The organism is Nocardia sp. bgisy134 (assembly GCF_057708325.1).
In genome coordinates, this window is sequence record NZ_JBYIRW010000036.1 from 1 (window position 1) to 23,613 (window position 23,613).

At 66.9% G+C, this 23,613-nt stretch carries 26 protein-coding genes; 16 read left to right on the forward strand and 10 right to left on the reverse strand.

The window, feature by feature from the left end:
• Window positions 1-1,250: bifunctional 3,4-dihydroxy-2-butanone-4-phosphate synthase/GTP cyclohydrolase II (locus AC3ERS_RS35640; RefSeq protein ID WP_431972561.1), on the reverse strand; the 1,250-nt coding region annotated here is incomplete at its 3' end.
• Window positions 1,251-1,328: 78 nt separating this feature from the next.
• Window positions 1,329-1,964 (reverse strand): PadR family transcriptional regulator, encoded by a 636-nt coding sequence (locus AC3ERS_RS35645; protein WP_431972562.1) that lies wholly within the window; start codon window positions 1,962-1,964, stop codon window positions 1,329-1,331.
• A 128-nt stretch (window positions 1,965-2,092) separates the two neighbouring features.
• Between AC3ERS_RS35645 and AC3ERS_RS35650 the strand changes: the two genes are divergently transcribed.
• Window positions 2,093-3,727 carry an MFS transporter gene (locus AC3ERS_RS35650; RefSeq protein ID WP_431972563.1) on the forward strand — a complete coding sequence of 545 codons (1,635 nt, stop codon included), beginning with the start codon at window positions 2,093-2,095 and terminating at the stop codon, window positions 3,725-3,727.
• 47 nt (window positions 3,728-3,774) lie between these two features.
• On the opposite strand, the gene AC3ERS_RS35655 is transcribed toward AC3ERS_RS35650, so the two are convergent.
• Window positions 3,775-4,272, reverse strand: a complete 498-nt coding sequence (locus tag AC3ERS_RS35655) for a hypothetical protein (RefSeq protein WP_431972564.1) — start codon at window positions 4,270-4,272, stop codon at window positions 3,775-3,777.
• A 58-nt stretch (window positions 4,273-4,330) separates the two neighbouring features.
• Between AC3ERS_RS35655 and hemC the strand changes: the two genes are divergently transcribed.
• Window positions 4,331-5,260, forward strand: a complete 930-nt coding sequence (hemC, locus tag AC3ERS_RS35660; protein WP_431972565.1) for a hydroxymethylbilane synthase — start codon at window positions 4,331-4,333, stop codon at window positions 5,258-5,260.
• A gap of 602 nt (window positions 5,261-5,862) precedes the next feature.
• Window positions 5,863-6,468, forward strand: coding sequence for a bactofilin family protein (locus AC3ERS_RS35665; protein WP_431972566.1), 606 nt, complete (start codon window positions 5,863-5,865; stop codon window positions 6,466-6,468).
• A 150-nt stretch (window positions 6,469-6,618) separates the two neighbouring features.
• On the opposite strand, the gene AC3ERS_RS35670 is transcribed toward AC3ERS_RS35665, so the two are convergent.
• The 3 genes from AC3ERS_RS35670 to AC3ERS_RS35680 all read right to left on the reverse strand — a co-directional run bounded on the left by AC3ERS_RS35670 (window position 6,619) and on the right by AC3ERS_RS35680 (window position 8,672).
• A complete protein-coding gene (locus tag AC3ERS_RS35670; RefSeq protein WP_431972567.1) occupies window positions 6,619-7,740 on the reverse strand; it encodes an MAB_1171c family putative transporter in 1,122 nt (373 codons plus the stop codon).
• Between the two features lie 101 nt (window positions 7,741-7,841).
• Window positions 7,842-8,258, reverse strand: coding sequence for an SgcJ/EcaC family oxidoreductase (locus AC3ERS_RS35675; protein ID WP_431972568.1), 417 nt, complete (start codon window positions 8,256-8,258; stop codon window positions 7,842-7,844).
• A 3-nt stretch (window positions 8,259-8,261) separates the two neighbouring features.
• The gene (locus tag AC3ERS_RS35680; protein WP_431972569.1) at window positions 8,262-8,672 is read right to left on the reverse strand and encodes a hypothetical protein; all 411 of its coding nucleotides are present in this window, start codon (window positions 8,670-8,672) and stop codon (window positions 8,262-8,264) included.
• An 87-nt stretch (window positions 8,673-8,759) separates the two neighbouring features.
• Here AC3ERS_RS35680 and AC3ERS_RS35685 point away from each other — a divergent pair, with 87 nt between their 5' ends.
• Window positions 8,760-9,593 carry a helix-turn-helix domain-containing protein gene (locus AC3ERS_RS35685; RefSeq protein ID WP_431972570.1) on the forward strand — a complete coding sequence of 278 codons (834 nt, stop codon included), beginning with the start codon at window positions 8,760-8,762 and terminating at the stop codon, window positions 9,591-9,593.
• 190 nt (window positions 9,594-9,783) lie between these two features.
• Here the strand turns inward: AC3ERS_RS35685 and AC3ERS_RS35690 are convergent, their stop codons facing one another.
• Entirely contained in the window at window positions 9,784-9,975 is a 192-nt protein-coding gene (locus tag AC3ERS_RS35690; protein WP_431972571.1) for a hypothetical protein, read from the reverse strand.
• 1,179 nt (window positions 9,976-11,154) lie between these two features.
• On the opposite strand from AC3ERS_RS35690, the gene AC3ERS_RS35695 reads away from it, so the two are divergent.
• Window positions 11,155-11,373, forward strand: a complete 219-nt coding sequence (locus AC3ERS_RS35695) for a hypothetical protein (protein WP_431972572.1) — start codon at window positions 11,155-11,157, stop codon at window positions 11,371-11,373.
• A 102-nt stretch (window positions 11,374-11,475) separates the two neighbouring features.
• Here the strand turns inward: AC3ERS_RS35695 and AC3ERS_RS35700 are convergent, their stop codons facing one another.
• Window positions 11,476-12,315 carry an IclR family transcriptional regulator gene (locus AC3ERS_RS35700; protein ID WP_431972573.1) on the reverse strand — a complete coding sequence of 280 codons (840 nt, stop codon included), beginning with the start codon at window positions 12,313-12,315 and terminating at the stop codon, window positions 11,476-11,478.
• A gap of 243 nt (window positions 12,316-12,558) precedes the next feature.
• Between AC3ERS_RS35700 and AC3ERS_RS35705 the strand changes: the two genes are divergently transcribed.
• The 9 genes from AC3ERS_RS35705 to AC3ERS_RS35745 all read left to right on the forward strand — a co-directional run bounded on the left by AC3ERS_RS35705 (window position 12,559) and on the right by AC3ERS_RS35745 (window position 20,566).
• Window positions 12,559-13,035: a flavin reductase family protein gene (locus AC3ERS_RS35705; protein WP_431972574.1), complete on the forward strand. Its 477-nt coding sequence runs from the start codon at window positions 12,559-12,561 to the stop codon at window positions 13,033-13,035.
• 113 nt (window positions 13,036-13,148) lie between these two features.
• Window positions 13,149-14,300: a 3-ketosteroid-9-alpha-monooxygenase, oxygenase component gene (locus tag AC3ERS_RS35710; RefSeq protein WP_431972575.1), complete on the forward strand. Its 1,152-nt coding sequence runs from the start codon at window positions 13,149-13,151 to the stop codon at window positions 14,298-14,300.
• Window positions 14,301-14,310: 10 nt separating this feature from the next.
• Complete coding sequence (locus AC3ERS_RS35715; RefSeq protein ID WP_431972576.1) at window positions 14,311-14,538, forward strand: hypothetical protein; 228 nt, start codon at window positions 14,311-14,313, stop codon at window positions 14,536-14,538.
• Between the two features lie 64 nt (window positions 14,539-14,602).
• On the forward strand, window positions 14,603-15,607 hold the full coding sequence (locus tag AC3ERS_RS35720; RefSeq protein WP_431972577.1) for a 2Fe-2S iron-sulfur cluster-binding protein: 1,005 nt from the start codon (window positions 14,603-14,605) through the stop codon (window positions 15,605-15,607).
• A 13-nt stretch (window positions 15,608-15,620) separates the two neighbouring features.
• Window positions 15,621-16,505, forward strand: a complete 885-nt coding sequence (locus AC3ERS_RS35725; protein WP_431972578.1) for a VOC family protein — start codon at window positions 15,621-15,623, stop codon at window positions 16,503-16,505.
• A 172-nt stretch (window positions 16,506-16,677) separates the two neighbouring features.
• Window positions 16,678-17,166, forward strand: a complete 489-nt coding sequence (locus AC3ERS_RS35730; protein ID WP_431972579.1) for a hypothetical protein — start codon at window positions 16,678-16,680, stop codon at window positions 17,164-17,166.
• Window positions 17,166-19,475: a M48 family metalloprotease gene (locus AC3ERS_RS35735; protein WP_431972580.1), complete on the forward strand. Its 2,310-nt coding sequence runs from the start codon at window positions 17,166-17,168 to the stop codon at window positions 19,473-19,475. The genes AC3ERS_RS35730 and AC3ERS_RS35735 overlap by 1 nt, the downstream gene beginning before the upstream one ends.
• 183 nt (window positions 19,476-19,658) lie before the next feature.
• A complete protein-coding gene (locus AC3ERS_RS35740; RefSeq protein ID WP_431972581.1) occupies window positions 19,659-19,985 on the forward strand; it encodes a hypothetical protein in 327 nt (108 codons plus the stop codon).
• Window positions 19,985-20,566 (forward strand): carboxymuconolactone decarboxylase family protein, encoded by a 582-nt coding sequence (locus AC3ERS_RS35745; RefSeq protein ID WP_431972582.1) that lies wholly within the window; start codon window positions 19,985-19,987, stop codon window positions 20,564-20,566. The genes AC3ERS_RS35740 and AC3ERS_RS35745 overlap by 1 nt, the downstream gene beginning before the upstream one ends.
• Before the next feature lie 94 nt (window positions 20,567-20,660).
• On the opposite strand, the gene AC3ERS_RS35750 is transcribed toward AC3ERS_RS35745, so the two are convergent.
• Entirely contained in the window at window positions 20,661-21,293 is a 633-nt protein-coding gene (locus tag AC3ERS_RS35750; protein ID WP_431972583.1) for a VOC family protein, read from the reverse strand.
• 121 nt (window positions 21,294-21,414) lie between these two features.
• Window positions 21,415-21,672: a three-helix bundle dimerization domain-containing protein gene (locus AC3ERS_RS35755; RefSeq protein WP_431972584.1), complete on the reverse strand. Its 258-nt coding sequence runs from the start codon at window positions 21,670-21,672 to the stop codon at window positions 21,415-21,417.
• 153 nt (window positions 21,673-21,825) lie between these two features.
• Here AC3ERS_RS35755 and AC3ERS_RS35760 point away from each other — a divergent pair, with 153 nt between their 5' ends.
• Both AC3ERS_RS35760 and AC3ERS_RS35765 read left to right on the forward strand, forming a co-directional pair.
• Window positions 21,826-22,302, forward strand: a complete 477-nt coding sequence (locus tag AC3ERS_RS35760; RefSeq protein WP_431972585.1) for a nuclear transport factor 2 family protein — start codon at window positions 21,826-21,828, stop codon at window positions 22,300-22,302.
• Between the two features lie 138 nt (window positions 22,303-22,440).
• The gene (locus AC3ERS_RS35765) at window positions 22,441-23,532 is read left to right on the forward strand and encodes a YncE family protein (RefSeq protein ID WP_431972586.1); all 1,092 of its coding nucleotides are present in this window, start codon (window positions 22,441-22,443) and stop codon (window positions 23,530-23,532) included.
• Window positions 23,533-23,613: the final 81 nt, after the last annotated feature.

A 23,613-nucleotide genomic window follows, 5' to 3' on the forward strand; every position in this document is an offset into this window, starting at 1 on the left:
GAGCTGGCCCGCTCCAGCTCCGCGTCCATCTCGGACAGCTGGTGGTCCATCCGATCGCGCTTGGCGCGCAGATATCGGATGTTGTGCTCGGTCGGGGTCGATTGCAACGGCACCCTGCGCACCACCGCGATGCCGTGTTCCTCTAGCCCGGCCTGTTTGGCCGGGTTGTTGCTCAACAGGCGCACCGAGCGAACGCCGAGATCGGCGAGCACCTGCGCGCCCGCGGTGTAGCGGCGCGCGTCCACCGGCAGCCCGAGCGCCACGTTGGCCTCGACCGTGTCGGCGCCGAGGTCCTGGAGCTCGTAGGCGCGCAGCTTGTTCAGCAGTCCGATGCCGCGCCCCTCCTGGCCGCGCAGATACACCACCACGCCGCTGCCCTCGGCGGCGACCGCGTGCAGTGCGGCGTCGAGCTGGTCGCCGCAGTCGCAGCGCAGCGAGCCGAGCGCGTCGCCGGTGAGGCATTCCGAATGCAACCGCGCCAGCACGGCGTCCCGGCCGGGGTCGCCGAAAACCATGGCGAGCGCCTCGGTTCCGGTGAGCTCGTCGCGGTAGCCGACGAGGCGGAACTCGCCGTACTTGGTCGGCATCCTGGTCTGCACCACCCGGGTCACCGTCCGCTCGATCCGGCGGCGGTACTCGATCAGATCGGCGATCGAGATGATCGGCAGTCCGTGAGCGCGCGCGAACTCCCGCAGTTCCGGCAGCCTGGCCATGGCGCCGTCGTCGCGTACGACCTCCGCGATCACCCCGGCCGGGCGCAGTCCGGCGAGGCGGGCGAGGTCCACCGCCGCCTCGGTGTGCCCCGGCCTGCCGAGCACGCCGCTCGGGTGGGCGCGCAACGGGAAGACGTGACCGGGGCGGGTGAGTTCATGCGCCTCGGTGCGCGGGTCGGCGAGCGTGCGCAGCGTGTGGGCGCGGTCGGCGGCCGAGATGCCGGTGGCGACGCCGTGCGCCGCGTCGACCGACACGGTGTACGCGGTGCCTTTCGGATCCTCGTTGACCGCGGTCATGGGCGGCAGCAGCAGGCGATCCAGGTCGGGTCCCGCCATCGGGGCGCACAGCACGCCGCTGGCGTGGCGGACCAGGAACGCGATGGACTCCGTGGTCGCCAGTTCGGCGGCGAGGATCAGATCACCCTCGTTCTCGCGGTCCTCGTCGTCCACGACGACCGCCATCCCGCCCGCGGCGATCGCCGCGATCGCCGTCTCGACCGGATCCAATGTCCGCTGTCCTGCGAATTCGGTACGCATGACCACCTCCTCCTATATGACTAGTAGAAATATCCCTAATCGATATAGGAAGCGGCAGTCCCGCTCAGCGGGCCGCGATCAGGACGCGCGGCGCCCCTTGCCCTTGGCGGCACGCTTGGGGCGCCCGCCCTCGGCGAGCTTGTCGACATCGGCCAGCAGCTCCCGCGCGAAGTCCCGCTCGGCCTCGTAGTGGCGCACGCACCAGCGCAGCACCGCGCCGGGGTAGGCCCAGTCCGGGTTCTCCTCGGCGCCCTCGGCGTCCACCTCGGCGAGCTTGCGCATCCGCTCGGCGTAGCCGATGTGCTCGGTGAGGATCTCGCGCAGCCGGTCCGGTTCGGCGAGGTGGCCGAGCCAGGCCCGCAGCATCACGCTGTGCTTGAGGACGGGCGCCTCCACCGGGGCGTGATTGACCCACTGCGCAGCCGCCGCGCGCCCTGCCTCGGTGATGGAGTACATCCGCTTGCCGCGCACGCCGTCGTCCTGCAGCACGGTGCGCGAGGTGGCGTAGCCGTGCTTCTCGAGCCGCTTGAGTTCGGCGTAGATCTGACTGAACGACGGGCTCCAGTAGAAGAACTGGAGGCTCCAGTCGGCCCATTTCTTGAGATCGTAGCCGGACAATTCCTCGGCGTGCGAGAGCATTCCGAGCACCGCCCAGCTCGTCGTCGGCAGGTCGGGCACCCCGGCGTCCACGGGAACAGACTTGGCATCGGTCACGCTAGGACTATATCGCCTAGGCATATGACAGGTGAGAAATCCCGTTGAGTGGGATTCACGCGGCATCGATCCGGGTCCGGTGTGACAGGTTTCACAACACGTATCACCAGAGCATCGGAGGGCGATCCATGTCCACCATTCCCCGCGACCCCGGGACCACCGAAAGTCCGGGCGTCGTATCCGAATCCGCCGACGACACCGGACGACTCGACGGCGCGTCGCGCGGCAGGATCTTCGCCGTGCTGGCGGTCATCGTGCTGTTCACCGAGGTCGCCCCGATGCAGTACACGATCGTGGCCGCCGCGCTGCAGAAGATCGCGCCGACCTTTCCCGGCGTCGGGGCGAACATCAACTGGGCCATCATCGTTTTCGGCCTCGTCGGCGCGGCCGCCTCGCCGCTGATCGGCAAGATGAGCGACGTCTGGGGCAAGAAGCGGATGTTCCTCGTCTGCGGCGTGCTGTTCATGCTCGGTTGCGCGCTCGACGCGATCACCTCGAGCTGGGCGCTGTTCCTGATCGGGCGCGGCCTCCAGGCGACCGCCATCGCGACCGCCGTAATCGCCTACGGCTTGATCCGGGATCTGATGCCGCGCAAGTACGTTCCGATCGGCCTCGGCATCACCGCGACGGGTCTCGGCCTCTCCGCCATCGCGGGTCCGCTGCTCGGCGGTTTCCTGGTCGACAACTACAGCTGGCGCGCGATCTTCTGGTGCCTCGCCGGGTTCACGCTGCTGATGCTGCCGCTGGTCTACTTCGTGGTGCCGGAGTCGAAGCTGCGCGTGCCCGAACGCATCGACGTCCTCGGCGCGGTGCTGCTGTCCGCTGGCGCCGGGCTCACCCTGATCTACCTGGACAAGGGCCAGGACTGGGGCTGGAGCAGGCCGACGACGCTGGGCTGGCTGGCCGCGGGTCTCGTGCTGCTGATGCTGTTCGTGGTGATCGAGAACCGGGTCAGCAGGCCGATCATGGACATGCGCCTGCTGTTCCACCCGAGGGTGGCGCTGGTGCTCGCGGGCGCGCTGTTCGCGTCGTTCCTGATCGGCGTGCAGTCCTACGCGCTCGGCTACATGACGCAGACGCCCGACCAGGCCACCGTCACCGCGGGCGTACAGCAGGCCACGCTGGCGCAGATCCAGCAGCAGACCGGGCAGCCGCTCCCGCCCGAGGCGGTGCAGGTGACCCTCGATCCGGGCTACACCTACGGAAACGGTTACACCCTTTTGGAATTCGCGGTGCGCATCGCGCTGCTGCAAGCCGTGCTCGCGATGCTGTGCGGCGCGCTGGCCGGCGCGCTGGCCCGCCGGATCGGCGCCCGGCTGCCGCTGATCACCGCGCTCGCGCTGTTCGTCGGCGCGGGGGTCTGCTACGCCGTGCTCCCGCACACCTGGGTGACCTTCCTCTGGGTGAGCGCCGCGTTCGGCATCGGCTTCGGGTTCTACTACGCGGCCATGCCGATCCTCATGGTCGAGGCCGTCCCGCAGGAACAACAGGGCATCAGCCTGGGCATGCTCGGGGTCATGCAGTCCATGGGCGTGGCGATCGGCCTGGCGATCGTCACCGCGTTCCTGAACGCCAGCCCGATGCGGGCGCTGGTCACCGTCGCCGGTCAGCCCGCGCCGCCCAGCCCGATCCCCGACATCTTCGGCGACCGCGGCTACGAACTGGGCTTCTGGGTCGCGGCGGGCGCCGCGGCGCTCGCCCTGCTCATCGCGCTGATCATGCGACACGGCCGCACACCGGCGACCGGCGGCACCGCCTACTGATGCCGACGCTCGTGGCGGGGCCGGTCACCGACCGGCCCCGCCCTGTGTCACTCCGGCGCGCTATTGCTCAGGTAGCGATACTCCGCCTCGGCGATGGTTCCGAAATCCACCGCGGTGAGCCGCGCGGTCAGAGCGAAGACGTCGTCCTCGGCGCCGAACCCGATCCCGTCCTCTTCGGGCAGCGGAACCCCTTCCTCGGCAACCGTTTCCCCTTCGACGACGAGCACGTCGCGCACAACCGCGCCGTCGACGTACCAGCCGATGCCGTAGGTGTCGGTCGCTCCGTTCAGGATGAACGTCAGCACCCGTCGTCCTTCGGCCAGGCGCGGCGTCAGCGTCTCGTCGTAGAGCGCGCTGATCCACGGATCGGCGAGCACGGTCCAGCCGCCGACCGTCGCGACCGCGTAATCGGCCGCAAAGCTGCTGCTGAAAACCTCGTCGCCCGAACCTGTTTCGCCCGATGCCAACGGCGCGCCCGGCAGCGCTGCCAGCACGTCGGAGCCGATCTCCCCCTCCACCAGCAATCCGGCGGCATTCCAGCCCATACTCTTCTCTCCTTGCCCTCGGTGACGGGGCGACAACCCCGGGAGTAGTGTGCTGCCCATGTCGCGGACGCGCATCATTCGCATCGCTACCCGATCCAGCCCCATGGCGCTCGCGCAGGCCGAGCACGTGGCGGCGCTACTCGCCGGGCTGGGGGTGGACAGCGAGCTGGTGAAGGTGACCACCGCGGGCGACCGCTGGATGGGGGATCTGTCGAAACTCGGCGGCAAGGGGGCGTTCGTCAAGGAGATCGACCTCGCGCTCCAGACCGACCAGGCCGACCTCGCGGTGCACTGCCTCAAGGACATCCCCGGCGACATCCCGGTGCCGGAAGGCTTGGCCTTCGCCGGATTCCTGGCCCGCGAGGACGTGCACGACGCGGTGATCACCGCGAGCGGCGCGCCGCTGGCGGAGCTGCCGGAGGGCACCGTGGTCGGCACCAGTTCGGTGCGCCGGACGGCGCAGCTGAAGCTGCATTTCCCGCATTTGACCGTGAAACCGTTGCGGGGCAACGTGAACACCCGGCTGGCGCGGCTCGAGGAGGGGCACGTCGACGTGCTCATCGCGGCGGTGGCCGGGCTGCATCGGGTCGGCCAGGAACACCGGATCACCGAGACCCTCGACCTGGACACCATGTGCCCACCGGTCGGCGCGGGCGTTATCGCGCTGGAGTGCCGCGCCGACGACGCGTGGCTGCTGGACGTCGGCGGCGAACTGGACCACCCGGAGACGCACCGGCATGCCGATGCCGAACGCGCCATGCTGCACGCCCTCCAGGGCCACTGCAACTCTCCCATCGCCGGGTACGCCACCACCGACGCCGCGGGACGACTCACCTTGCACGGCAAGGTCTTCGACAGCGACGGCAGCCGATGGCTGGACGCCAAACACTGGGGGGTGCCGGAGGACCCGAAGGCGCTCGGCTTCTTCGTCGGCGCCGACCTGCTCCGCCAGGGTGCTCGCGCGCTCATCGATTCCATCCCGCACTGATCCGGATCTGGTCATCTCAGCTACCTCTTCCACACGGCCTTTCGTGCCCGGCTCAGCGGTTGGCTCACTGATCAATGCTCGTCGTCGGCACTCGTCCGCCCCCTGACGATGAGCGCCATTGCTTCAACCATCGCCTGTTCGTGACCGTCGAAGGTCAGGTTGTCGTGCGGATGTCGAGGCGCCGCGGAACTTTTCGCCGTGGTGTCTACGCAAGCACGGAATTCGAGGTTGGTATCGCAGAGCTTGTTTGTCGCCCAACGGCACGCCCGAGTCGGGGATGGTGCGGTCGATGAGGACGACGTCGGCGCGCTGACAGGCGGCGAGTTCGTCGCCGATGCCGCGTGTGACGAATCACAGCGTCGATGCACAACACGCTGTGTGTGCGCGGGTGGCGGGCCGGCTCGCGCGGGCGGCCGCGGTTGCGGGCGCGTTGGGAGGTGGCGCAGCCGCAGGTGCACGCGCTGGTAAACGCTGGCGCGCCGGTGAGCTTGCGGGTTGGAATCTGTTGCCGGGCAAGTCATCCGGCGGCCGGGGCGAGGAACTGCTGGCCTCAGGGGTGGAGGCGATAGTGTCTTCAACGCATTTGCGTGAGAGGAGTGGCGGTGGCGGAAGAGTCGATCGAATCGTTGAGCGAGACCGGGCGTGTGGAGCAGGCGACGGAGGCGGATCTGGAGAAGATCCTCGACGAGGACATTCGCTCTTGCCTCGATGACGACACCAAGGTGCACCGTGGTGACTTGAGGATCGACGGTGATCTCGGCATCTACGACGGCGCGCTCATCGTATTGGGGAACCTGTCGGCGACGGGCTCGGTCGCCACCGATGAGACCGCCAGCCTCATCGTGACCGGCTCGGTCGAGTGCAGGCATCTGTACCTCGAGGGCAATCTCGAGATTCAGGGGAACGCAACGATGCGGGGCGTCGTCTACGGCTTCTACGAAGCGGGGATCTCCGGGGTGTACGGGACGACGAAAGCCAAGGTTGGCCTCATCGGGAATCACTGCTGGGAGTGCCGAAAGGAGGAGTATGAAGTCGGAGGCACGTTCTCGAACTTCCGCACGGGAAGCTTCACCGGCGATCCAGAAGCGCTCCGCCGGGTGGTCGGCGAGCGTGCCTTCCAGGGGCTTGGCATGTTGCTCGGCTTGACCCAGGTGGAACCGAAGGAACGAAACTCCGCGTGGGGGCTCCCGCTGTTTCGCGATATGTGACCCGAATCCTGCACGAGCAGGGGATTGATCGGCACCCTGCGGAACAGCATGAGCCCCGGCCCGGCGCTGGACGGCGACATGATCTCGTCACCTGGGGCGGACTGCATTTGCAGTCCGGGCTGGCAGCGTCCGATCCACCGCGCGATCGGCTCATTCCACCGCGGCCTTGGCCCGCGGCCAGATGCGGGCCAGAGCGATCAGGTGCGCGAGCTCGGCGTCGAAATCATGCGCGACCACGGGCAATGGCGGTGCTGCTCCGGCACGGGTGGGCGGTAGGCCCGTCTTCCTGGCCTGCGCCGCCCGCATCAGCCGGTGGGCGTAGTCGGCAAGCCCCCGGTCCGATTTCGGCTCTCGCACGGTATTGCGTTGCGTTGCGCCGGTTTCGGCCGGGAGGTAAGCGCCTAGGTGGAGCATTGCGTCGCGGATCTCCACGGTCATCCGCAGCAGACGGGTGGCTGGATCCGAGCCGTGCCGTACATCGACGGGCATGACGATCTCCGGGACCGCCGCGGTGAGATCACGCCACAGCGGCAACAGTCGACGGCAGGTTCTGGTGGCGCGATCCATACCCGCGCGCTGCACCAGCTCCCCGACCAGCGGTATCGCGAGCAGTGTCGAATCGATCGCGACCCACAGGGCGAACGCAGCCTGAACCAGCGACAGTTGTGGTCCCTCGAGCCATCCAGTGGCCGGCTGGGAAAGTGAGAGTGCCAGCGCACCCCAGAGAACGGCATTGCTGCCGATCAGGCCGATGCCTACGATCCGCGCCGCGGGCGGCGTCTCGGCATCGCGAAGTGTGCCCAGGCATCTGCGAGTGAACACGACCGTGTTGTAGGTGAATGGTATGGCGAAGGCGCAACCGATGCCCAGTGCATCCCGTATGAGGCGCAGGTCGACCGATCGTCCCGAGTATCGGGCCGATGCCGCGGTCAGGACTACCGAGGCCGTCGCGGCCGAGGCGAGCAGAGTGGCGGTGCGCTGGTGGCGCCTTACGGTATCCGGCTCGGCATCGGCGCTGACCAGCCGACCGATGACGTACAGGTATGTGGTGGTCATCAGAACGCAGCCCAGGGCAAGCTGATTCGCCGGGTCATCGAGGGTCGGCGACGACGCGCACCGGTACATCAGCAGGGCCGCGATGCTCCACAGGCCCATGTGGTTCACGAGCCGATCGACAACAGCGCCGCCGACGAGCCAGAACCGAACCGCCAGGAGAACCGAGACGTAGCCGATCACTGCCCAGGCCACGACCCCCGGCATCGGAGACGACATCGACACATCCTCTTGGTCCGGCGGAACTCGTTGAATGGCTGAGGCTATTGGGAGACATGGCCTCGGTCCAGTCGCGTGTATTTCGCCGAGTTCTGGCGAGGTCAGGCTGGGAATTGGGAGACCCACGTGTTCTGAAAAGTGGTGAACAACCAGGTTCCGTTGGCGCGCACCGCCACTCGAGTCTGGATGGACTGCTCATCGCGACCAGGTTGCACGCCGGGTGGGCTCGGGCGCAGGCCCTGGGTGATCATGACCGCCGTATCGGGCGTGGGGAATCGGATGATCAGGGTGTGCGGTTCGGACATGTGGGTGCCCTTCATGAAGCCGTCGAAGCCCTTCTGCATCTCGATCGTAAGTTCTTCACGGCCCCGGATGAATTCGCCGATCACCGAAACGAAGTCGGCGTCGTCGGTGAAGGTCGCGGCGAATGCTTTCCCGCTACCGGCCGCCCATGCGGCCATCTGCGCCCGCAGGAGTTCGCGCAGCGCGGTCTCCGGGGCTGCCATGTCGTTGGTCATGTTTCACCTATCGGCGCGGCGCAGGCCGACATATTCGAGGGTGGCGAAGATCGCGACGAACGAGGCTCCGATGTGCAGGAAGACAATGCCCCAGCCGGTCAGTGGCAGCAGATCGGTGAAGGTGAGCAGCACCATTCCGACCGCAGACAGGGCGTTGACCGTCACTACCGTGACCGCCAGGGGCGCCGGGATCTCCGGATATCCCGCGAGGAGCAGCAAGGCGGCCGCGCCGCCCAGCATGGCGACACCGAATGGGATCGACCAGGTGGTCGGCAGGCCCAGGGGTTCGCGCAGGCCCGGCGCGACCGCCAGCAGGATCGCGCCGAATGCGCCTGTGCTCCAACCATCCACGCGAAGGACTGCGCGAAGTAAATCGTGACCGGTGTCGAGGACCGGAACTGTCGTTGTCGTCATGACGGCAACGCTGCCAGTGGTCGATCATGGTCTCAATGACCTCGGAGGTCATGGAGGACTTGATCGGCGCTTGGATATCCTGCGCGAATGACGCGATCGGCACAGCACTCCCCGGTGGGCGCACTCCTCCGCGAGTGGCGGCAGCGGCGGCGATTGAGTCAGCTCGATCTGGCACTGGCCGCCGACAGCTCCGCGCGGCATCTCTCCTGCGTCGAGACCGGCAAGTCCCAACCCAGCCGGGCCATGGTGTTGAAACTCTGCGAAGTCATGGCAGTGCCTCTGCGAGAACGTAATACGGTGCTGTTGGCGGGTGGGTTCGCGCCGGAGTACCGGGAGAGCAGTCTCGACGATGTGGAACTGGCAGCCGCGCGAGCAGCCTTGGACACCATACTGGCCGCGCACGAGCCGTATCCCGCGGTGGCGGTGGACCGCTACTGGAATGTGGTCGCCACCAACCGCGCGATGAGTCTGCTCGAGGACGAGATCCCCGAACATCTGCTGGCCGAGCCACGGAATATGTACCGCCTCGCCCTGCACCCGGCCAGTGCGTCCGCTTCCACGCACCTGGTCAATCACCGCGAAGTCCGAGACTTCCTCCTGGAAAACCTGTTTCGTCAGGTCCAAGCCACAGACGACCCGATCCTGCGCAACCTGTACGAGGAGGTCTCCCAGTACCCGGTGCCACCGGAGACCGAATCGGAAACGGCCGCAATGCCACCGAGTCCGTTCGCGGTTCCCCTGCGCATTCGCACCCAAAGGGGTGAGCTACGAATCTTCACCACAATGGTCACCTTCGGCGCACCCTCCGACGTCACCCTCTCGGAGCTGGCGATCGAATTGTTCTATCCGCTGGACGAATTCACGGCCAACACCCTCCGCGGCCTCTTCGAGACCACCATCGGCGACGCCCTACCCGCTTGAAAGATACGACCTGAACTCGGCTGGTCGGCGGCAGGAGGGCCGACCGGTCCCAGCCTGTGCGGGCCGCCCGATCCGGGCCGAATCTCAGGCGGCGCTGGTCGATCTGAGCAACGAAGACGTCAACACCGCGCCGAACAGGCCCACTACCAGCGAAGGCGGGCACAACATCTCGAACTGCCGCTGTGGAGTTCTAGGCGATACCACCATTGGTCGAGCCGGCCATCGCGGCGGCAAATCCCGGGTGCGCCTCGACAACAACAGTATCCTCAGCCACTATCGGACGAAACCAAATGAAGGTATTTGCCCGACGATGGAGCATGGAAGCGACCAAAAGACCTGCAGGAATCCAGCCCGGAAATACCACGACCGCCAAGGAAACCATAACAGCGCTCGTCAGGCCCAGAATTCTGGCTATTACCAATCCTGCGACACAAAGCAACCCGACAATGACAATACTTCGAGCAATCCTCCGACACCTGCGAGACGACCGGAGGCAACGGTGGCACACCGGCCATTCACCACGGAGACAGGTGTTGATCTCGAGACGGTTGGGCCCCAAGCTGAACATCTTGTAAGCCAAGGTGCGAAACGTCGAGTTCGGCGTGAGCTGTTCCCGCCCGCGGGTGCCCTCGTGAAAAAGAACCACTTCGGACCGGCGACCGATCGCGGGGAGGCCATGCCTGCTGCATACATCCGGCAGGGGCTCGCAAAGCTCCACCTCGAATCGAATGCCCGAATCTCGCCACCCCTTCGACAGAGGCCGAGTTGCGGTGACCACGGGGACTGCGACAGGAACCACATCCACATCCGGGTATCGAGCCATCATTCCAGCCAGCCCCGTTGCCGACGCTCACCGAATATTTCGTCGACCAATCCGTTTGCACTCACGTGAATTCGACCTTGCTCAGCGTTAATATTCCGATAGCTGCTGACATATTCTTTCGCCCTGCCCGCTTGGGCAGATAGGTCTTTCATTGTAGTGCGAACTCGTCCAGGTCGTCCGGCTCTACCTTGAATTCTTCGGACACTGTCCCCCTCCTGACCAGTAGTGAAACACTTCCGTGAAGGACATGACCGTAGCACGAACCTACGATGCCGACGATCGACCAAATTCCGAGGTTACATCGCAGAAGGGCTGTCCAACCATAGAGCAACTGCTACCCCGGCTTTGGCTGACTCACGCGATCTGTTCGTAGTAGCACTGACCGGACTGGAGGCAGCGGTGGAGCTGGCCTCGTTTGTCGAGTCGTTGATTCGGCATCGGTTGTGGTGGGTGCTGGCGCCGAGCCTGGGTCCCGGGTCGCGGAGATCGTGTCGACCGAGTCCGAACGCGCCGAGTTGGAGGGTTGAGTGCGTAGACCCGATACGGCCGCAGGTCTGGCGTCGCAGGCGAGGATCGTGTCGGCCGCGGCCGGGAGCGGATCGAATTCTGCTGGTCCTTAACGGATCGGGCCGGATCGCGGCACGGTCCGCACGTGGGGTGATCTGGATCGATCGACGAGAGATCTGGTCCGAGTGGCCGAGTGCGGTTGCAGGAGTCTGGCTTCACGGATCGCCCGCGGTGGTCGAAGCGACGACCTCCGTTGGCAAAGCCTTTGCTGCCCTCGAGTTGGCGGTGGCAGAGAAGCGTGTGGCCTCCATCGATGACTGGCGGGTGGCACGAACTCCGGTTCACGATGCCTTCGGCAAATTCATCGGCTCGGCGCGCAGGGACTTGGATTTGTCGCCTGTTTCAGCCACCTTCTTCGACCACTATCCACCGCCGCCGGAGGAAGGCTAGACGTTGCGGCAACCGGTAGTTCCGGTTGCCGTCGCAGTACTAGGGTCGCCGGACCCAACGGTCACAGCGCCGCCGGGATCGAATTGCCCGGCGCCGAACATCTCAGCGCCAGCGCGCGTGCCGCGGGAACAGCGCCCGGCCCGCCTCGTGGGCGACCTCGACGAGAACGCGCGCCAGCCGGGCGGTGTCCAGCGCGGGCCGCTCACCGCTGACCTGCCCGGACAGCGACAGCGCGGCCACCGCGGCGCCGCGCCCGCGCACCGGCACGGCCACGCACGCGATGCCGCTGACCGATTCCTCGTTGTCGACGGCGACGCCCTGGCGGTGCCGGATCCGGTTCAGCTCCCGGTGCAGTTCGCCTCTGTCGCAAACGGTCCGGGCGGTCAGCTGGGGCAGCCGGTCACGGAACGACGCTTCGACGATGCTGGGTTCCAGCGTCGCGAGCAGCGCCTTGCCCAATGCCGTGCTGTGCGCGGGCATGCGGCCGCCGAGCCGGGTCGGGATGGTCGCGGCCAGGCGTCCACCCGCCTTGTCGAGATAGAGCACCTCGCGCCCGTCGAGCACGCCGAGGTGTCCGACCATCCCGGTGCGCTGACACAGATCGTGCAGCAGCGGGCTCACCACATCGCGAATCTCGTTGTGGTCGGCGGCGAGTCCGCCCAGCTCCAGGGTGCGCATGCCGAGGCGGTAGCCGCCGGGAGCGTGCGCGAGCCAGCGCAGCCGGATCATCTGATCCAGGATGCGGTGCACCGTGGAGCGGGGCAGCCCGGTGCGTTCGGCGAGACCTAGCAGGGTCAAAGTCGGTGTCGCGCCGTCGAACGCATCTAGGATCAGCGTCATTCGTTCGATCATCGACACCGGCGGCTGGGCCGGCTTGGCGGTCGCACGACCCGTACCCGTCCACTCGCCGGACTCGGGATGGGTCAGCATCTCGACCGTCATGGCTCACCTCCATTGTGTAGCGACTCAAAGCTTAGAAGTATTTCGATTAGGCATGTGCAATTTCGGCACATGTGTTTGTGTCTCCCATCACAGTGCCGCGCCCGCGTCGAGCCTGAATCCCGGAAACTACGGAGATCGGTACGGATCTTTCTCGGTAGCCGGAACCCGTGCTTGACACCTCCGACACCCCGCCGCCTACGGTCATGACGAAACGGAATATTTCTAGTCGAAACTAGGAGCACCATGGCCGTCGATCTCGACTTCAAGGCCGTCCTGGGCCGATTCTGCACCGGCATCACCGCGATCACGGCGCTCGAAGGCGATCAGCCGCTCGGCTTCGCCTGCCAGTCGTTCTCCGCGCTGTCGCTGAGCCCGCCCGCTGTCGCACTCTTCCCGGCCCGCACGTCCACCACCTGGCCGCGCATCCGCGAGGTGGGCCGATTCTGCGTCAACATCCTGGCCGACGATCAGGAAGACGTGTGCAGGCAGCTGGGCCGCAGCGGCCAGGACAAGTTCGCCGACCTGCGCTGGCGCCGCTCCCCCAACGGCTCGCCGCTGCTCGAGGGCTCCATCGCCTGGATCGACTGCACCCTCGAGCGAGAGGTCGACGGCGGCGACCACACCATCGTCGTCGCGCACGTCACCGAGCTGAGCGAGCAGCGCGAGGCCGCGCCGCTGCTGTTCTACCGGTCCGGCTACGAGCGGCTGGCGGTGGTCTGAGCGGCTCCCGATCAGTGGGACCACGCCTACCGGCGCAGCGAGCGCCGTCACAGCATCGAAATAGCCCGGAACGACATAGGCCTGAGCGAAATACCTCTGGAGGACCCGACATCATGAGCACGGCGAACACCGACGATCAGGTGCGCGTGATCGACACCGGCGCCCCGCCCGCCCGCTACGCGCGCGGCTGGCACTGCCTCGGCCTCGCCGACAGCTTCCGCGACGGCAAGCCGCACACCATCACCGCGTTCGGCACCGAACTGGTGGTCTTCGCGGGCACGGACGGCACGCTCAACGTCCTCGACGCCTACTGCAGGCACATGGGCGGCAACCTCGGCGACGGCACCATCAAGGGCGACACCATCGCCTGCCCCTTCCACGACTGGCGCTGGAAGGGCAACGGCCGCTGTGCGGCGATCCCGTATGCGCGCCGAGTGCCGCCGCTGGCCCGCACCAAGGCGTGGACCACTCTCGAACAGAACCGGCAGTTGTTCGTCTGGCACGACCCCGAGGGCAACCCGCCGCCGGAGGACGTCACGATCCCCCGCATCGAGGGCGCGTTCAGCGACGAGTGGAGCGACTGGACCTGGAACCAGATCGTCATCGACGGCGCGAACTGCCGCGAGGTCATCGACAACGTGGTCGACATGGCGCACTTCTTCTACGTGCATTTCGCGTTCCCGACCTATTTCAAGAACGTCTTCGAGGGCCACGTCGCCAGCCAGTACATGACCTCCATCGGTCGCGAGGACATGCAGGGCGAGCTGGCCAAGGAAGCGGGCGGCAAGAACGTGCTGCACTCCGAGGCGCACTACTTCGGCCCCTCCTACATGATCGACAACCTGGTCAACGAGTCCAACGGCCAGACGGTGGAAGCGGTGCTGATCAACTGCCACTACCCGGTGACCCCGACCAAGTTCGTGCTCCAGTACGGCGCGATCGTCAAGAAGCTGCCTGGTCTCGCGCCCGAGGAGGCCGACGCGATGGCGGTGCGGTTCGCGGGCGGGCTCGGCCGCGGCTTCGAGCAGGACGTGGCGATCTGGAAGCGCAAGACCCGCATCGACAACCCGCTGCTGTGCGAAGAGGACGGGCCGGTGTACCAGCTGCGTCGCTGGTACGAGCAGTTCTACCGGGACGTCGCCGAGGTGGACGAGAAGATGACCGACCGTTTCGAATTCGAGGTCGACACCACCCGCGCGATCAGCGCGTGGGAGGCCGAGGTCGCCGAGAATCTCGCCGCGCAGCGCGCGAGCAGCGAGGCCTGAGCGCAGCAGCATGGACGCCGTCATCTGTCAGGCCTGCGGAAACCGGGTCGCCGTCGTCAAATTCAGCCCCGCGCACACGAGCGTGCAGTGGACCGCCGCCGCGGCGGGACGCTGCGCGGAGCTGCGCGGCAACGGCGGCGGGCCCATGCCGGGGTGTGCCGCGCTACGCCGCAGCATCGACAACGCGGTCATCGCGGGCGCGCTGGGTCTCAGTACCCGAGAGCAGGATCTGTTGTGAGCGAGCGAACCAAGTACGCAGCAGCTCTGCTCACGGCGGAACCGAGCGCCGGCGAGGTGCAGTCGTGAGCATCCGATTGCGCGTCGCGCGCGTGATCGCCGAGACCCCCGACGCGGTGTCGCTGGAACTGGTCGCCGAGGGTGAACGCCCCGCGTATCGGCCCGGCCAGTTCCTCACCCTGCGAATCCCCAGCGACCGTACCGGGTCGGTGGCGCGCTCGTACTCGCTGTCGAGCGCACCGCACGAAGACGGTCCGCTGAAGGTGACCGTGAAGCGGACGGCATCCGGCTATGCCTCGAACTGGTTGTGCGACAACGCCACCGAGGGTATGGAGTTCGAAAGCCTACCCCCGGCGGGGGTGTTCACCCCGGCCTCGCTCGACGACGATCTACTGCTGCTCGCGGCAGGCAGCGGGATCACGCCGGTGTTGTCCATCGCGAAATCGGCGCTGGCGCAGGGACGCGGGCGCTGCACCCTGGTCTACGCCAACCGGGACGAGGGCTCGGTGATCTTCGCGGCCGAATTGGCTCAGCTCGCGGCGGCCCACCCGGACCGTCTCACGGTGGTGCACTGGCTGGAGACCGTGCAGGGCCTGCCCTCCGCGCGGCAGCTGGAGTCGCTGTTGGCGCCGTGGGCCGATCGCGCCGTGTTCGTCTGCGGGCCGGAGCCTTTCATGGATGCGGTCGAGTCGGCCGCCGCCGGGCTCGGCGTCGACCGGGTGCACTCGGAGCGGTTCCTGTCTCTCACCGGCGACCCGTTCGCGCCCGTACCCGCGGCCGACGCCGGGCACGAGGACGCGGCGGCCGTCACCGTCGATATCGACGGCGAAACTCACGAACTGGGCTGGCCGCGCGAGACGGTGCTGCTCGACGTGCTGCTGGCCCGCGGCATCGAGGCGCCGTACTCGTGTCGCGAGGGCGCGTGCAGCGCGTGCGTGTGCCGCCTGAGCGACGGCGAGGTGAAGCTGCTGCGCAACGACGTATTGGAGAAAGACGACCTGGCCGACGGCTATGTGCTTGCCTGCCAGGCGATTCCGGTCACCGACACGGTCCGGATCACCTATGACTGAGGAGAACCACCCCATGGCTGTCATCAGCTCGCTCGGTTATGTGAAGGTCGCGGTCAGCGATCCGCATGCCTGGCGCACCTTCGCCTTCGACGTGATGGGTTTCGCGGAGGGCAGCGGTCCCGACCCGGATGCGATCTACCTGCGCATGGACGAGCGCGGCGCCCGCTTGGTGCTGGTGCCCGGCGATACCGACAAGGTGCTCGCGGTGGGCTGGGAGGTCCGCGACCACCGTGCGCTGGCCGCCGCGCGAGACGCGGTGCGCGCGGCGGGAATCGAGGTTGCCACGCTCTCCGTCGAGGAGGCCGACGCGCGCCGGGTCGAGGAGGCGATCGCCTTCGCCGACCCCGCGGGGACGCCCGTCGAGGTCTTCCACGGCCCGGTGCTCGACCACAGCCCGGTCGTCACCCAGCACGGAAACCGTTTCGTCACCGAGGGACTCGGCCTCGGCCACGTCGTGCTGCCGGTGCCGGACCTGGACGTCGCGTTCCGCTTCTACACCGAGGTACTCGGCTTCCTGCCGCGCGGCGCGTTCCGGCTGCCGACCCCGCCGGAATACGGCCCGATGCGGGTGCGGTTCCTCGGCGTCAACCAGCGGCACCACAGTCTTGCGCTGATCCCCTCCGGCGGCAAGGAAGGCTCCGGGCTGGTGCACATCATGGTCGAGGTCGACGCGCTCGACGACGTGGGCCGCGCACTGGACCGGGTCGGCAAGGCCGGCTACCACCTGTCCTCCACGCTGGGCAGGCACACCAACGACAAGATGATCTCCTTCTACGTCCGCACCCCGGGCGGCTGGGATCTGGAATTCGGCACCGAGGGGCTGCTGGTGGACGAATCCACCTACACCGCGGAGGAAATCACCGCGGACAGCTACTGGGGCCACGACTGGTCGCGCTGACGAGCTCGAACCCGAAGTCAGGACAACTGAATTGAGAGAGGGGCCGTGCGTCGGGCCCGCAACCCTCTGGCCAGGGCCCGCCGCACGCTCTCGTCCTTCGAGTAACACTGCCTGCGCGACAGGCGATTTCGGAGCATTGACATCCCGGCTCACTCGATTCGGAGGTTGGCTCGTGTTCGATCCGGTTGTTTCCGATCTCGCCCGTGACGTAGTCGGTGAAGTGGTTCCGGCCGAGCTACCGGTGTTCGATGCTGTGAGCCGAGCGTACTTCAAATCTCCGAAGGCTACCCTGCATGGCAGGAGCAAAGCCGGCCCCCTCGGGTTCGGGCTGGCTGAAACCGCGACAATGCTGACACCCGCGGTGTTGTTCGCAGCCACTACCCTGCTGAACGCGTTTATCGACCCACTCGCCCGACGGACCAGTAATGCGCTGGTGCGCAAGGTTTTTGGAGTTTTCCAACGCCGCCGCGTGCATTCGCGCGAAGAGATCAGCCGAGCATTTCGCGCGTTGACACCCGCCCAGGAGTCCACGCTTCGTCAACTCGCGGTGACCTCCGCACAGGAAGCACATGCCGACCCGGAGATGTCGGAACGGATCGCCGACTTGCTGATCGCCAATCTGCGCGGCGTCGGCGCGGATGAGAACCGGCATGAGCAGTGATGAACGTCCTCCGGCCGCCGGCGGGCACCTCGCTGCGATTCGCGCTCCTGATCCTGCTGGTCGGCGCAAGTGGCCTGTTCATCTTCTATCAACTCTTCTTCCTTGCACCAGTCAGTCACAACTATTTCTTCTCGGTCTTCGGTCGCTGCTTCGCGGATCCGAGAATCGCCCTGCCCGACACCTACGAGACCGGGCGGTCGTTGCTGATCGAATGTCAGGCTCCCGCCTTTTACGCGAAACTGAAGTGGATCGGATCAGGATTCTTAGTACTGATCTCGAGCACGGCGGTGCTCTATCTACTACATCCGGTGCGGACCACATTGTGGAACGGGTGGGTGCGATACGAACCGAGTGCCTACAACGCTCACGTGCTGACGCACCTGCAGGAACTGGTCGACCAGATGGGGTTGAGGCGCGCGCCCCAGTGGTACGTCGCCGGACGGGGCAGCGCCTCGGCCGGAGGCAGCGTCTTCGGACTTCCGCGGCGGCGGCGAATCCGTCTGGACGCGGCGCTCGTCCGCGACTTGCACGACAACCCCGACACATTCGATGCGACGGTCCTGCACGAGCTCGCCCACCTGCGCAACCGCGATGTCGATCTCACCCAAGTAACCATTGCTCTGTGGTGGGCATTCGTCGCGGTTGTCGCGATGCCATTGTTCGTGCTCGCCGCCTTCTCCGCCACCGATAGTTTCGACCGGTCGGCCGCCGCATCGGAGCTCACTGCCCACCTCGTGGATCGGCCGTTGCTGGTCACCGAAACGCTGGTGCTGACCGCTCTGGTCTTTCTGACCCGCAACTCGGTGTTGCGCGCCCGTGAGCTGCACGCCGACGCGACCGCTGCTCAGCACGACGGTGCAGATGAAGTAGTCCTGCGTCGCCTCTACCCGAAACGTTCCCGTGGTCGACTCGGTCGCTGGACAGGTTTCGTGCAGCTGCTGGGGACACATCCGATGCCCGCTGCCAGGATCGCCGCGCGCAAGCATCCCCACCTGGTGTGGCGTCCATCGTTGGTACAACTGTGGGCGGCCGGACTGGCCCTCGGGCTTTTGGCGGCAAATCTCGACCAGCTGGTCCAGCAGCTGTTCCTCGATGTTCTCGGACGAATCAACACCTTCCAAGGCGTGGCCCTCACCGGCACGGGCATCGGTGCGTTGTCGACGACGGTGCTGTTGATCTCGCTCTGGCAAAGCCGGGGTCCGACGGTCGACTGTCGAGTGTCACCGCGGGCGTGCGCGCTGCAGCCAATCGTCCTGGTGACAGGTCTAGTCGCAGGTCTTGCCGTGCCGCTGCTGACTTACCACCTGCGCAGCACCCCGCACGTATGGGCGTCTTCTCGATGGTGGAACGGTGATTTCACTCCGCTGATCCTTTCTGCTATCCCCCTCACCATCGGATTGATACTGCTCGCGCTGTGGTTCCGCTCGGCGATCGAGCCCGCTTCGTCGTCTCGACGACGAACACTGGGCTTGCTCGTCGCCGGTGCGGTCATCGCGAGCCCGTGGTTCGCGGCATGGTATGTCTCAGCTGATTGGCGGCGCGAGGAACAGACCGCTGGACTCGGGTGCTGGTGGGATGGGATCTCGACTGCTCAATTCGGGCAGGCGTTACGTTGCCCACCTGCGTTTCCGGTCTTGAATCTGGTCGAGATCAACCCGTTGACGCTTCTCGGTATCGTGCTGGTGTTCCTGGTTCCCCTTGGTCCACGAGCATCACAACGGGGGCATGTTGCGGCGGGAACCATCGCGGGACTTTCGGTGGTGGGGTTCGGAATCTGCCTTGCCTTCTGGGCTCAGGACGCGGTCCCCGCATCCGATCGCCGCATCGGCACGCCCGCCGGAGACGCTTTCCTCGACACGTTCTGGCACGCCTATCTCACTGCGGCAGTCGCACTTCAGGTCGTCGCAGCCCTCGCCGTACTCGTCCGATCGCGTGCTTTCCGGATGCGCAGCGCCGTTCTCGCCGCGTCGATCGCCGCGATCATCGGGACGGTCGGTCAACTAGCGACGTGGGCAACGGCCCGCTGCATCGACCTGTGGGGAACGAACCCCGCAAGCTGTGTGCCACCCCTATCCATGCCTCGGCTGGCCGCCGACCTCCACACGGTCATGCTCTACGGATGTTTGGCCTGCGTCCCCATCGTCACCCTCGCCGCGCTTCGGCGCCCACTGGTGGGGAAGCCGAACCATTTGCCAGCACGAACAATCGCCGGCGACATCGTGGTGGCCGGTGTTGTCATAGTCGTCCTCGTCGCCGTCATCGCGAATCTGCCAACTGCCGAGCGAGTATGGGTCAGGTGGGGAGCATGATCGACAGGGCGGACGAACGTGGGATGGCGATTCTCGGAATTGGCCCTGCGGATCGTCTGGCGCACAGGGGCTCTGCCGATTCACATCAGCCCGGAGAAGGTGTGAGTTCTGACCGCTGCCCGGTGGGCCTATCGTGGTGCGCGTGGAGGCAGTAGCTGAACTCGTGGAGAGGTGGAAGCCGCTGTGTCATACGAGGACAAGAAGCAAGCAGCGCACCGCGCTCTGGTGGACCGCGTCCTGAACGGGGAGGGCAGGGCATCTCGGGACCAACGCTCCCGCGCCTTCCGCAATGCCGATGTTCCACCGCCTTTGCAGGCGCTGATCGGCAAGGTCGCTACGAAGCCTGCGCAGGTCACCGATGCCGACTTCGCCGCGGCCAAGGCAGCCGGCTTCAGTGAGGATCAGCTCTTCGAGTTGGTCGTCTCCGCCGCGGTCGGCCAGTCCGCCCGGCGGTACGCCGCCGGACTCGCAGCCTTGGCCGAAGCAACCGGCAGCGGGGAGGCCGGGTGATGCGACTCGACATCCTCAACCGCGGTTACCGTCCCGGGATCAAGTTGTTGTTCACGCTGATCCGGGCGTTCTCCGGGCAGCCGGTGCCGGACGCCGCCAAGCTGGTCTTCTACCGGCCCGACTTCTACGGCGCCCTGGCGAAGGCGTTCACCCACGAAGCGATGCGGGGGCCCTCCGCCTGGTCGGTAGCCGACCGAGAGCTGATGGCGGCCTTCGTGTCGAAGGTCAACGACAGCGCGTTCTGCATCGGCGCGCACACCGCGACCGCGGGGCAGGCGTACCAGGACGGCGCGAAGGTTCGAGCGGTGCTGGCCGACGTGGAATCGGCCCCCATCGAGGACGGACTGCGGGCCACGCTGCGCATGCTCGGCAAGCTGACCCGGGAAGGAACGGTGAACGTCGAGGACATGCGAGATGTGCTGTCCGCCGGTGTCACACGCCGGCAAGTCGCGGACGCGCTGGCGGTCTGCGCCGCGTTCGATACGACCGACCGCCTCGCCGATGCCTTCGGTTTCGAAGTGCTGAGCCCCGCGGGCTTCGAGGCAGGAGCCAAGTACCTGCTCAAACGGGGCTACCGATAGGACCGCGGCTCTGCGCGCGCCCTAGCCGAAGTCGACTCGACGAGCGCTGAGCTGCGCCGGGATACGCCCGGGTCGAGGCGCCGGACTCGCCGGCTCAAGCCGGGGTGGCCTCCCACTCGAACCCGTCCGGGTCGGCGAAGGCCCCGAAACCGCCGCCGATGACGACCCGATGCGACCCGGCGCCCTCCGGCTTGACGCCGGCGTCCTTGGCCGCGGCACGGCGTCCGTAGAGCGCCAGCTTGACCGAAGACGGCGGGGTGTCGAACTCGACGTACTTGCTGCCGAAGCTCTTTCCCACGGCCAGGCCGCGGTCGACGTAGAACTGCTTGGTCGCCTTGACGTTGTCGACCCCGAGGAGCACCACGAGATCGTCGATCTCCCGGATGGCAGGCCCGGTGTCCTTCTTCGCCGACGTCGCGATCTTCCAGATCGCCCCGTCCGGGGCCTGAATGACGCCGCCGTATCCCCAGAAGCTCTTCTTGGCCGGCTTCAGCGTCGTCGCGCCCGCCTCGATGGCGGTGCCGATGAAGCTGTCGACGGTGCTCGGCTGCGACACCACGAGCGACAGGATGAAGCCTCGAAAGCCGGTCGTCGGCGCCTCCGAGGCGCGGACGCGCACCTTGTCGCCGAGACCGAACGCGGCGTCGTAGAAGGCCGCGGCAGCCGTGGGGTCGGACACCTCGAGGATGACGTAGTCGATGGCGGTCTGATCAGTGGTGATGTTCATGGCGACAACGCTAATTGCGGCGCGGTGACCAGCGCTTCTCGATTCCTGATCGGTTCGGCCGCCCGCGTCGCCGGGCACGACGGGTATGTCGATTTCGTCGACAGCCGCGGCATCGACGGACCTACGCCGAGGTTTCGGCTTCGGCCAAGGCGTGCAGCCACTCACGCGTGTAGCGCTCGGCGAGGAGGGGAAGGAAGTGGTCGAAGGTGGCGTGGTCGGCCATGTGGTCGTAGGCGGCTTGCAGGAACTGTTCGATGGCGGTCTCGGGGGCGACGCCCTCGAACTCGTTCGCCAGCCGGGCGGCGGCGGTCTGCAAGGCATGCCGCTGGTCGACGGACGGCTCGGCGGGGCGGTCGGCGGGCACGGGCGTCTCGGTCACGGTTCCTCCTCGTGACGGGTATGTGCACGGCGGCGCGGAGGGGCGCTCCACACCCGCTCGTCGAGTACCCATTCGCCCGCGCCGCTGCACCCGGACGACATAAAATGAGAACACGTTCTTGTCGAGCGCGCCGCCTCGTGCCAGGCTGAGCGCATGGATCTCGCCGCCATCGAAGCCGTGCGCCAGCTGAAGTACCGCTACTTCCGAACCCTCGATCTCAAGCTCTGGGCGGAGTTCGCCGACACGCTCGCCGTCGACGCGGTCGGACGCTACGGCACGCACGCGCTGGGCGAACCGCTCGCGCTCGACGGCCGCGCCGCCATCACCGATTTCATGCGCCAGAATCTCGGCCCCGGCATTCTCACGGTGCACATCGCCAACCATCCGGAGATCACCGTCGACGGCGACACCGCGACCGGGTCGTGGGCCTTCGAGGACACCGTCATCGCCACCGAGTACGGCGTGCTGATCCGCGGCGCCGGGTACTACGACGACCGGTACCGGCGCGACGCCGACGGGCGGTGGCGCATCACCGAGACCAGCTATCGGCGGATCTACGAATCCAGCCGATCGCTCGCCGATACGCCGAGCCACCGGCTGCTCAGCAACATGTGGGCCGACAAGGTCTGAACGGTTCGGCCGCGCGAAGAATCGGCACGGAAAACGAGCCCCCGCCACCGCAATACGTCCCGGTAGCGGGGCAACCGCTTGCGGCGACGGCGATTACGCGGAATAGTCCGTTCGGATACCCACCAGAAAGGTCCTACGATGGCAAACCGGTTCCGGCGGCGATCGTCGCGCGCGTTGGCGCTCGCCGCGGTCGCCCTGTCGCTGCTCGCGCCGACCGCCGGGGCCGCCGATACCGGGCCGCTGGCCTACATCCCGGTGGCGGGCGAGGGCGCGGTGGTCGTGGTCGACACCGCGACCGACCAGATCGTCAGCCGGGTCGAGGGAGTCGGACCGCAGGCATCCGCGGTGACGGCCTCCCGGGACGGACGCCATCTCTATGTCCAGGCGTTCAATCCACCGTTCGTCGGCGCCGACGACATTGTTGTCATCGACCGCGCCACCGACAGCGTTACCACCCGCATTCCGATCAGCGGGACGGACGGCATGACGCGACCGATCACCGATCCGGTCCGGGACCTGGTCTACGTGGTCACCGCCCGCCCGTCCATCGACGTGCTCAGTACGACGTCCAACACGCTGGTCCGCTCGATGCCGCTGCCGTCGCTGGCGCTCGCCGCCGCCATCTCTCCCGACGGTGAACGCCTCTACGCCGTGTTCGCCGACTCGACCGCCGCCGTGTTCGACCCCGAGTCGGGATTCCAACTCGGCGAACGCATTCAGATCGACGGCTCGGTGCCCGCGTTCGCCGCGGTCTCCCCCGACGGTCACAAGCTCTACGCGATGAACGCGCTGGGCGACAACGTCTCGGTGATCGACACGGTGTCCTGGCGGCGGCTCGGCGCCATCCCGCTGCCGCCCGGCAGCGCACCGGTGTCGGGCGCGTTCAGCCCCGACGGGGATCGGCTCGTGGTGGCCACCCCGGGCGCGAACGCCGTCCAGGTGGTCGACGTGGCGGCCGACCGCGTGACGAGCTCGGTTCCGGTGGACGCGCCGGTCTCGGTCGGCTTCACCGCCGACGGCGCCAAGCTCTACGTGGGCAGTCTCGGCCCCCAGGCCGGTCCGGTCATCGCGCCGATCGCGGGCTTCGACGCGACCTCGCTGCTCCAGCCCCTGGTGCGGGCGAGCAGCAGGCCGAGTTCGGTGATCTCCCTCGACGCGGCGACACTGCGACCGAGCGGATCGCCGATCGGCATCGGCGCGGCGCCCGGCGCGGGAGCATTCACGAACTGAGTCCCGAGTCCGGCCGAGATCGGTCCACTTTCGGGCCGCTGGCGCTGTACGAATGGTCACCGAGGTCGCATGCTGCAAGGC

What these genes read in the sequence shown, in the direction of transcription:
- AC3ERS_RS35650 (WP_431972563.1), top strand. Translation starts at nt 2,093, where the DNA reads ATGTCCACCATTCCCCGCGACCCCGGGACCACCGAAAGTCCGGGCGTC.
- AC3ERS_RS35655 (WP_431972564.1), bottom strand. Translation starts at nt 4,272, where the DNA reads ATGGGCTGGAATGCCGCCGGATTGCTGGTGGAGGGGGAGATCGGCTCC.
- hemC (WP_431972565.1), top strand. Translation starts at nt 4,331, where the DNA reads ATGTCGCGGACGCGCATCATTCGCATCGCTACCCGATCCAGCCCCATG.
- AC3ERS_RS35670 (WP_431972567.1), bottom strand. Translation starts at nt 7,740, where the DNA reads ATGTCGTCTCCGATGCCGGGGGTCGTGGCCTGGGCAGTGATCGGCTAC.
- AC3ERS_RS35675 (WP_431972568.1), bottom strand. Translation starts at nt 8,258, where the DNA reads ATGACCAACGACATGGCAGCCCCGGAGACCGCGCTGCGCGAACTCCTG.
- AC3ERS_RS35680 (WP_431972569.1), bottom strand. Translation starts at nt 8,672, where the DNA reads ATGACGACAACGACAGTTCCGGTCCTCGACACCGGTCACGATTTACTT.
- AC3ERS_RS35685 (WP_431972570.1), top strand. Translation starts at nt 8,760, where the DNA reads ATGACGCGATCGGCACAGCACTCCCCGGTGGGCGCACTCCTCCGCGAG.
- AC3ERS_RS35690 (WP_431972571.1), bottom strand. Translation starts at nt 9,975, where the DNA reads ATGGTTTCCTTGGCGGTCGTGGTATTTCCGGGCTGGATTCCTGCAGGT.
- AC3ERS_RS35700 (WP_431972573.1), bottom strand. Translation starts at nt 12,315, where the DNA reads ATGACGGTCGAGATGCTGACCCATCCCGAGTCCGGCGAGTGGACGGGT.
- AC3ERS_RS35705 (WP_431972574.1), top strand. Translation starts at nt 12,559, where the DNA reads ATGGCCGTCGATCTCGACTTCAAGGCCGTCCTGGGCCGATTCTGCACC.
- AC3ERS_RS35710 (WP_431972575.1), top strand. Translation starts at nt 13,149, where the DNA reads ATGAGCACGGCGAACACCGACGATCAGGTGCGCGTGATCGACACCGGC.
- AC3ERS_RS35715 (WP_431972576.1), top strand. Translation starts at nt 14,311, where the DNA reads ATGGACGCCGTCATCTGTCAGGCCTGCGGAAACCGGGTCGCCGTCGTC.
- AC3ERS_RS35725 (WP_431972578.1), top strand. Translation starts at nt 15,621, where the DNA reads ATGGCTGTCATCAGCTCGCTCGGTTATGTGAAGGTCGCGGTCAGCGAT.
- AC3ERS_RS35735 (WP_431972580.1), top strand. Translation starts at nt 17,166, where the DNA reads ATGAACGTCCTCCGGCCGCCGGCGGGCACCTCGCTGCGATTCGCGCTC.
- AC3ERS_RS35745 (WP_431972582.1), top strand. Translation starts at nt 19,985, where the DNA reads ATGCGACTCGACATCCTCAACCGCGGTTACCGTCCCGGGATCAAGTTG.
- AC3ERS_RS35750 (WP_431972583.1), bottom strand. Translation starts at nt 21,293, where the DNA reads ATGAACATCACCACTGATCAGACCGCCATCGACTACGTCATCCTCGAG.
- AC3ERS_RS35760 (WP_431972585.1), top strand. Translation starts at nt 21,826, where the DNA reads ATGGATCTCGCCGCCATCGAAGCCGTGCGCCAGCTGAAGTACCGCTAC.
- AC3ERS_RS35765 (WP_431972586.1), top strand. Translation starts at nt 22,441, where the DNA reads ATGGCAAACCGGTTCCGGCGGCGATCGTCGCGCGCGTTGGCGCTCGCC.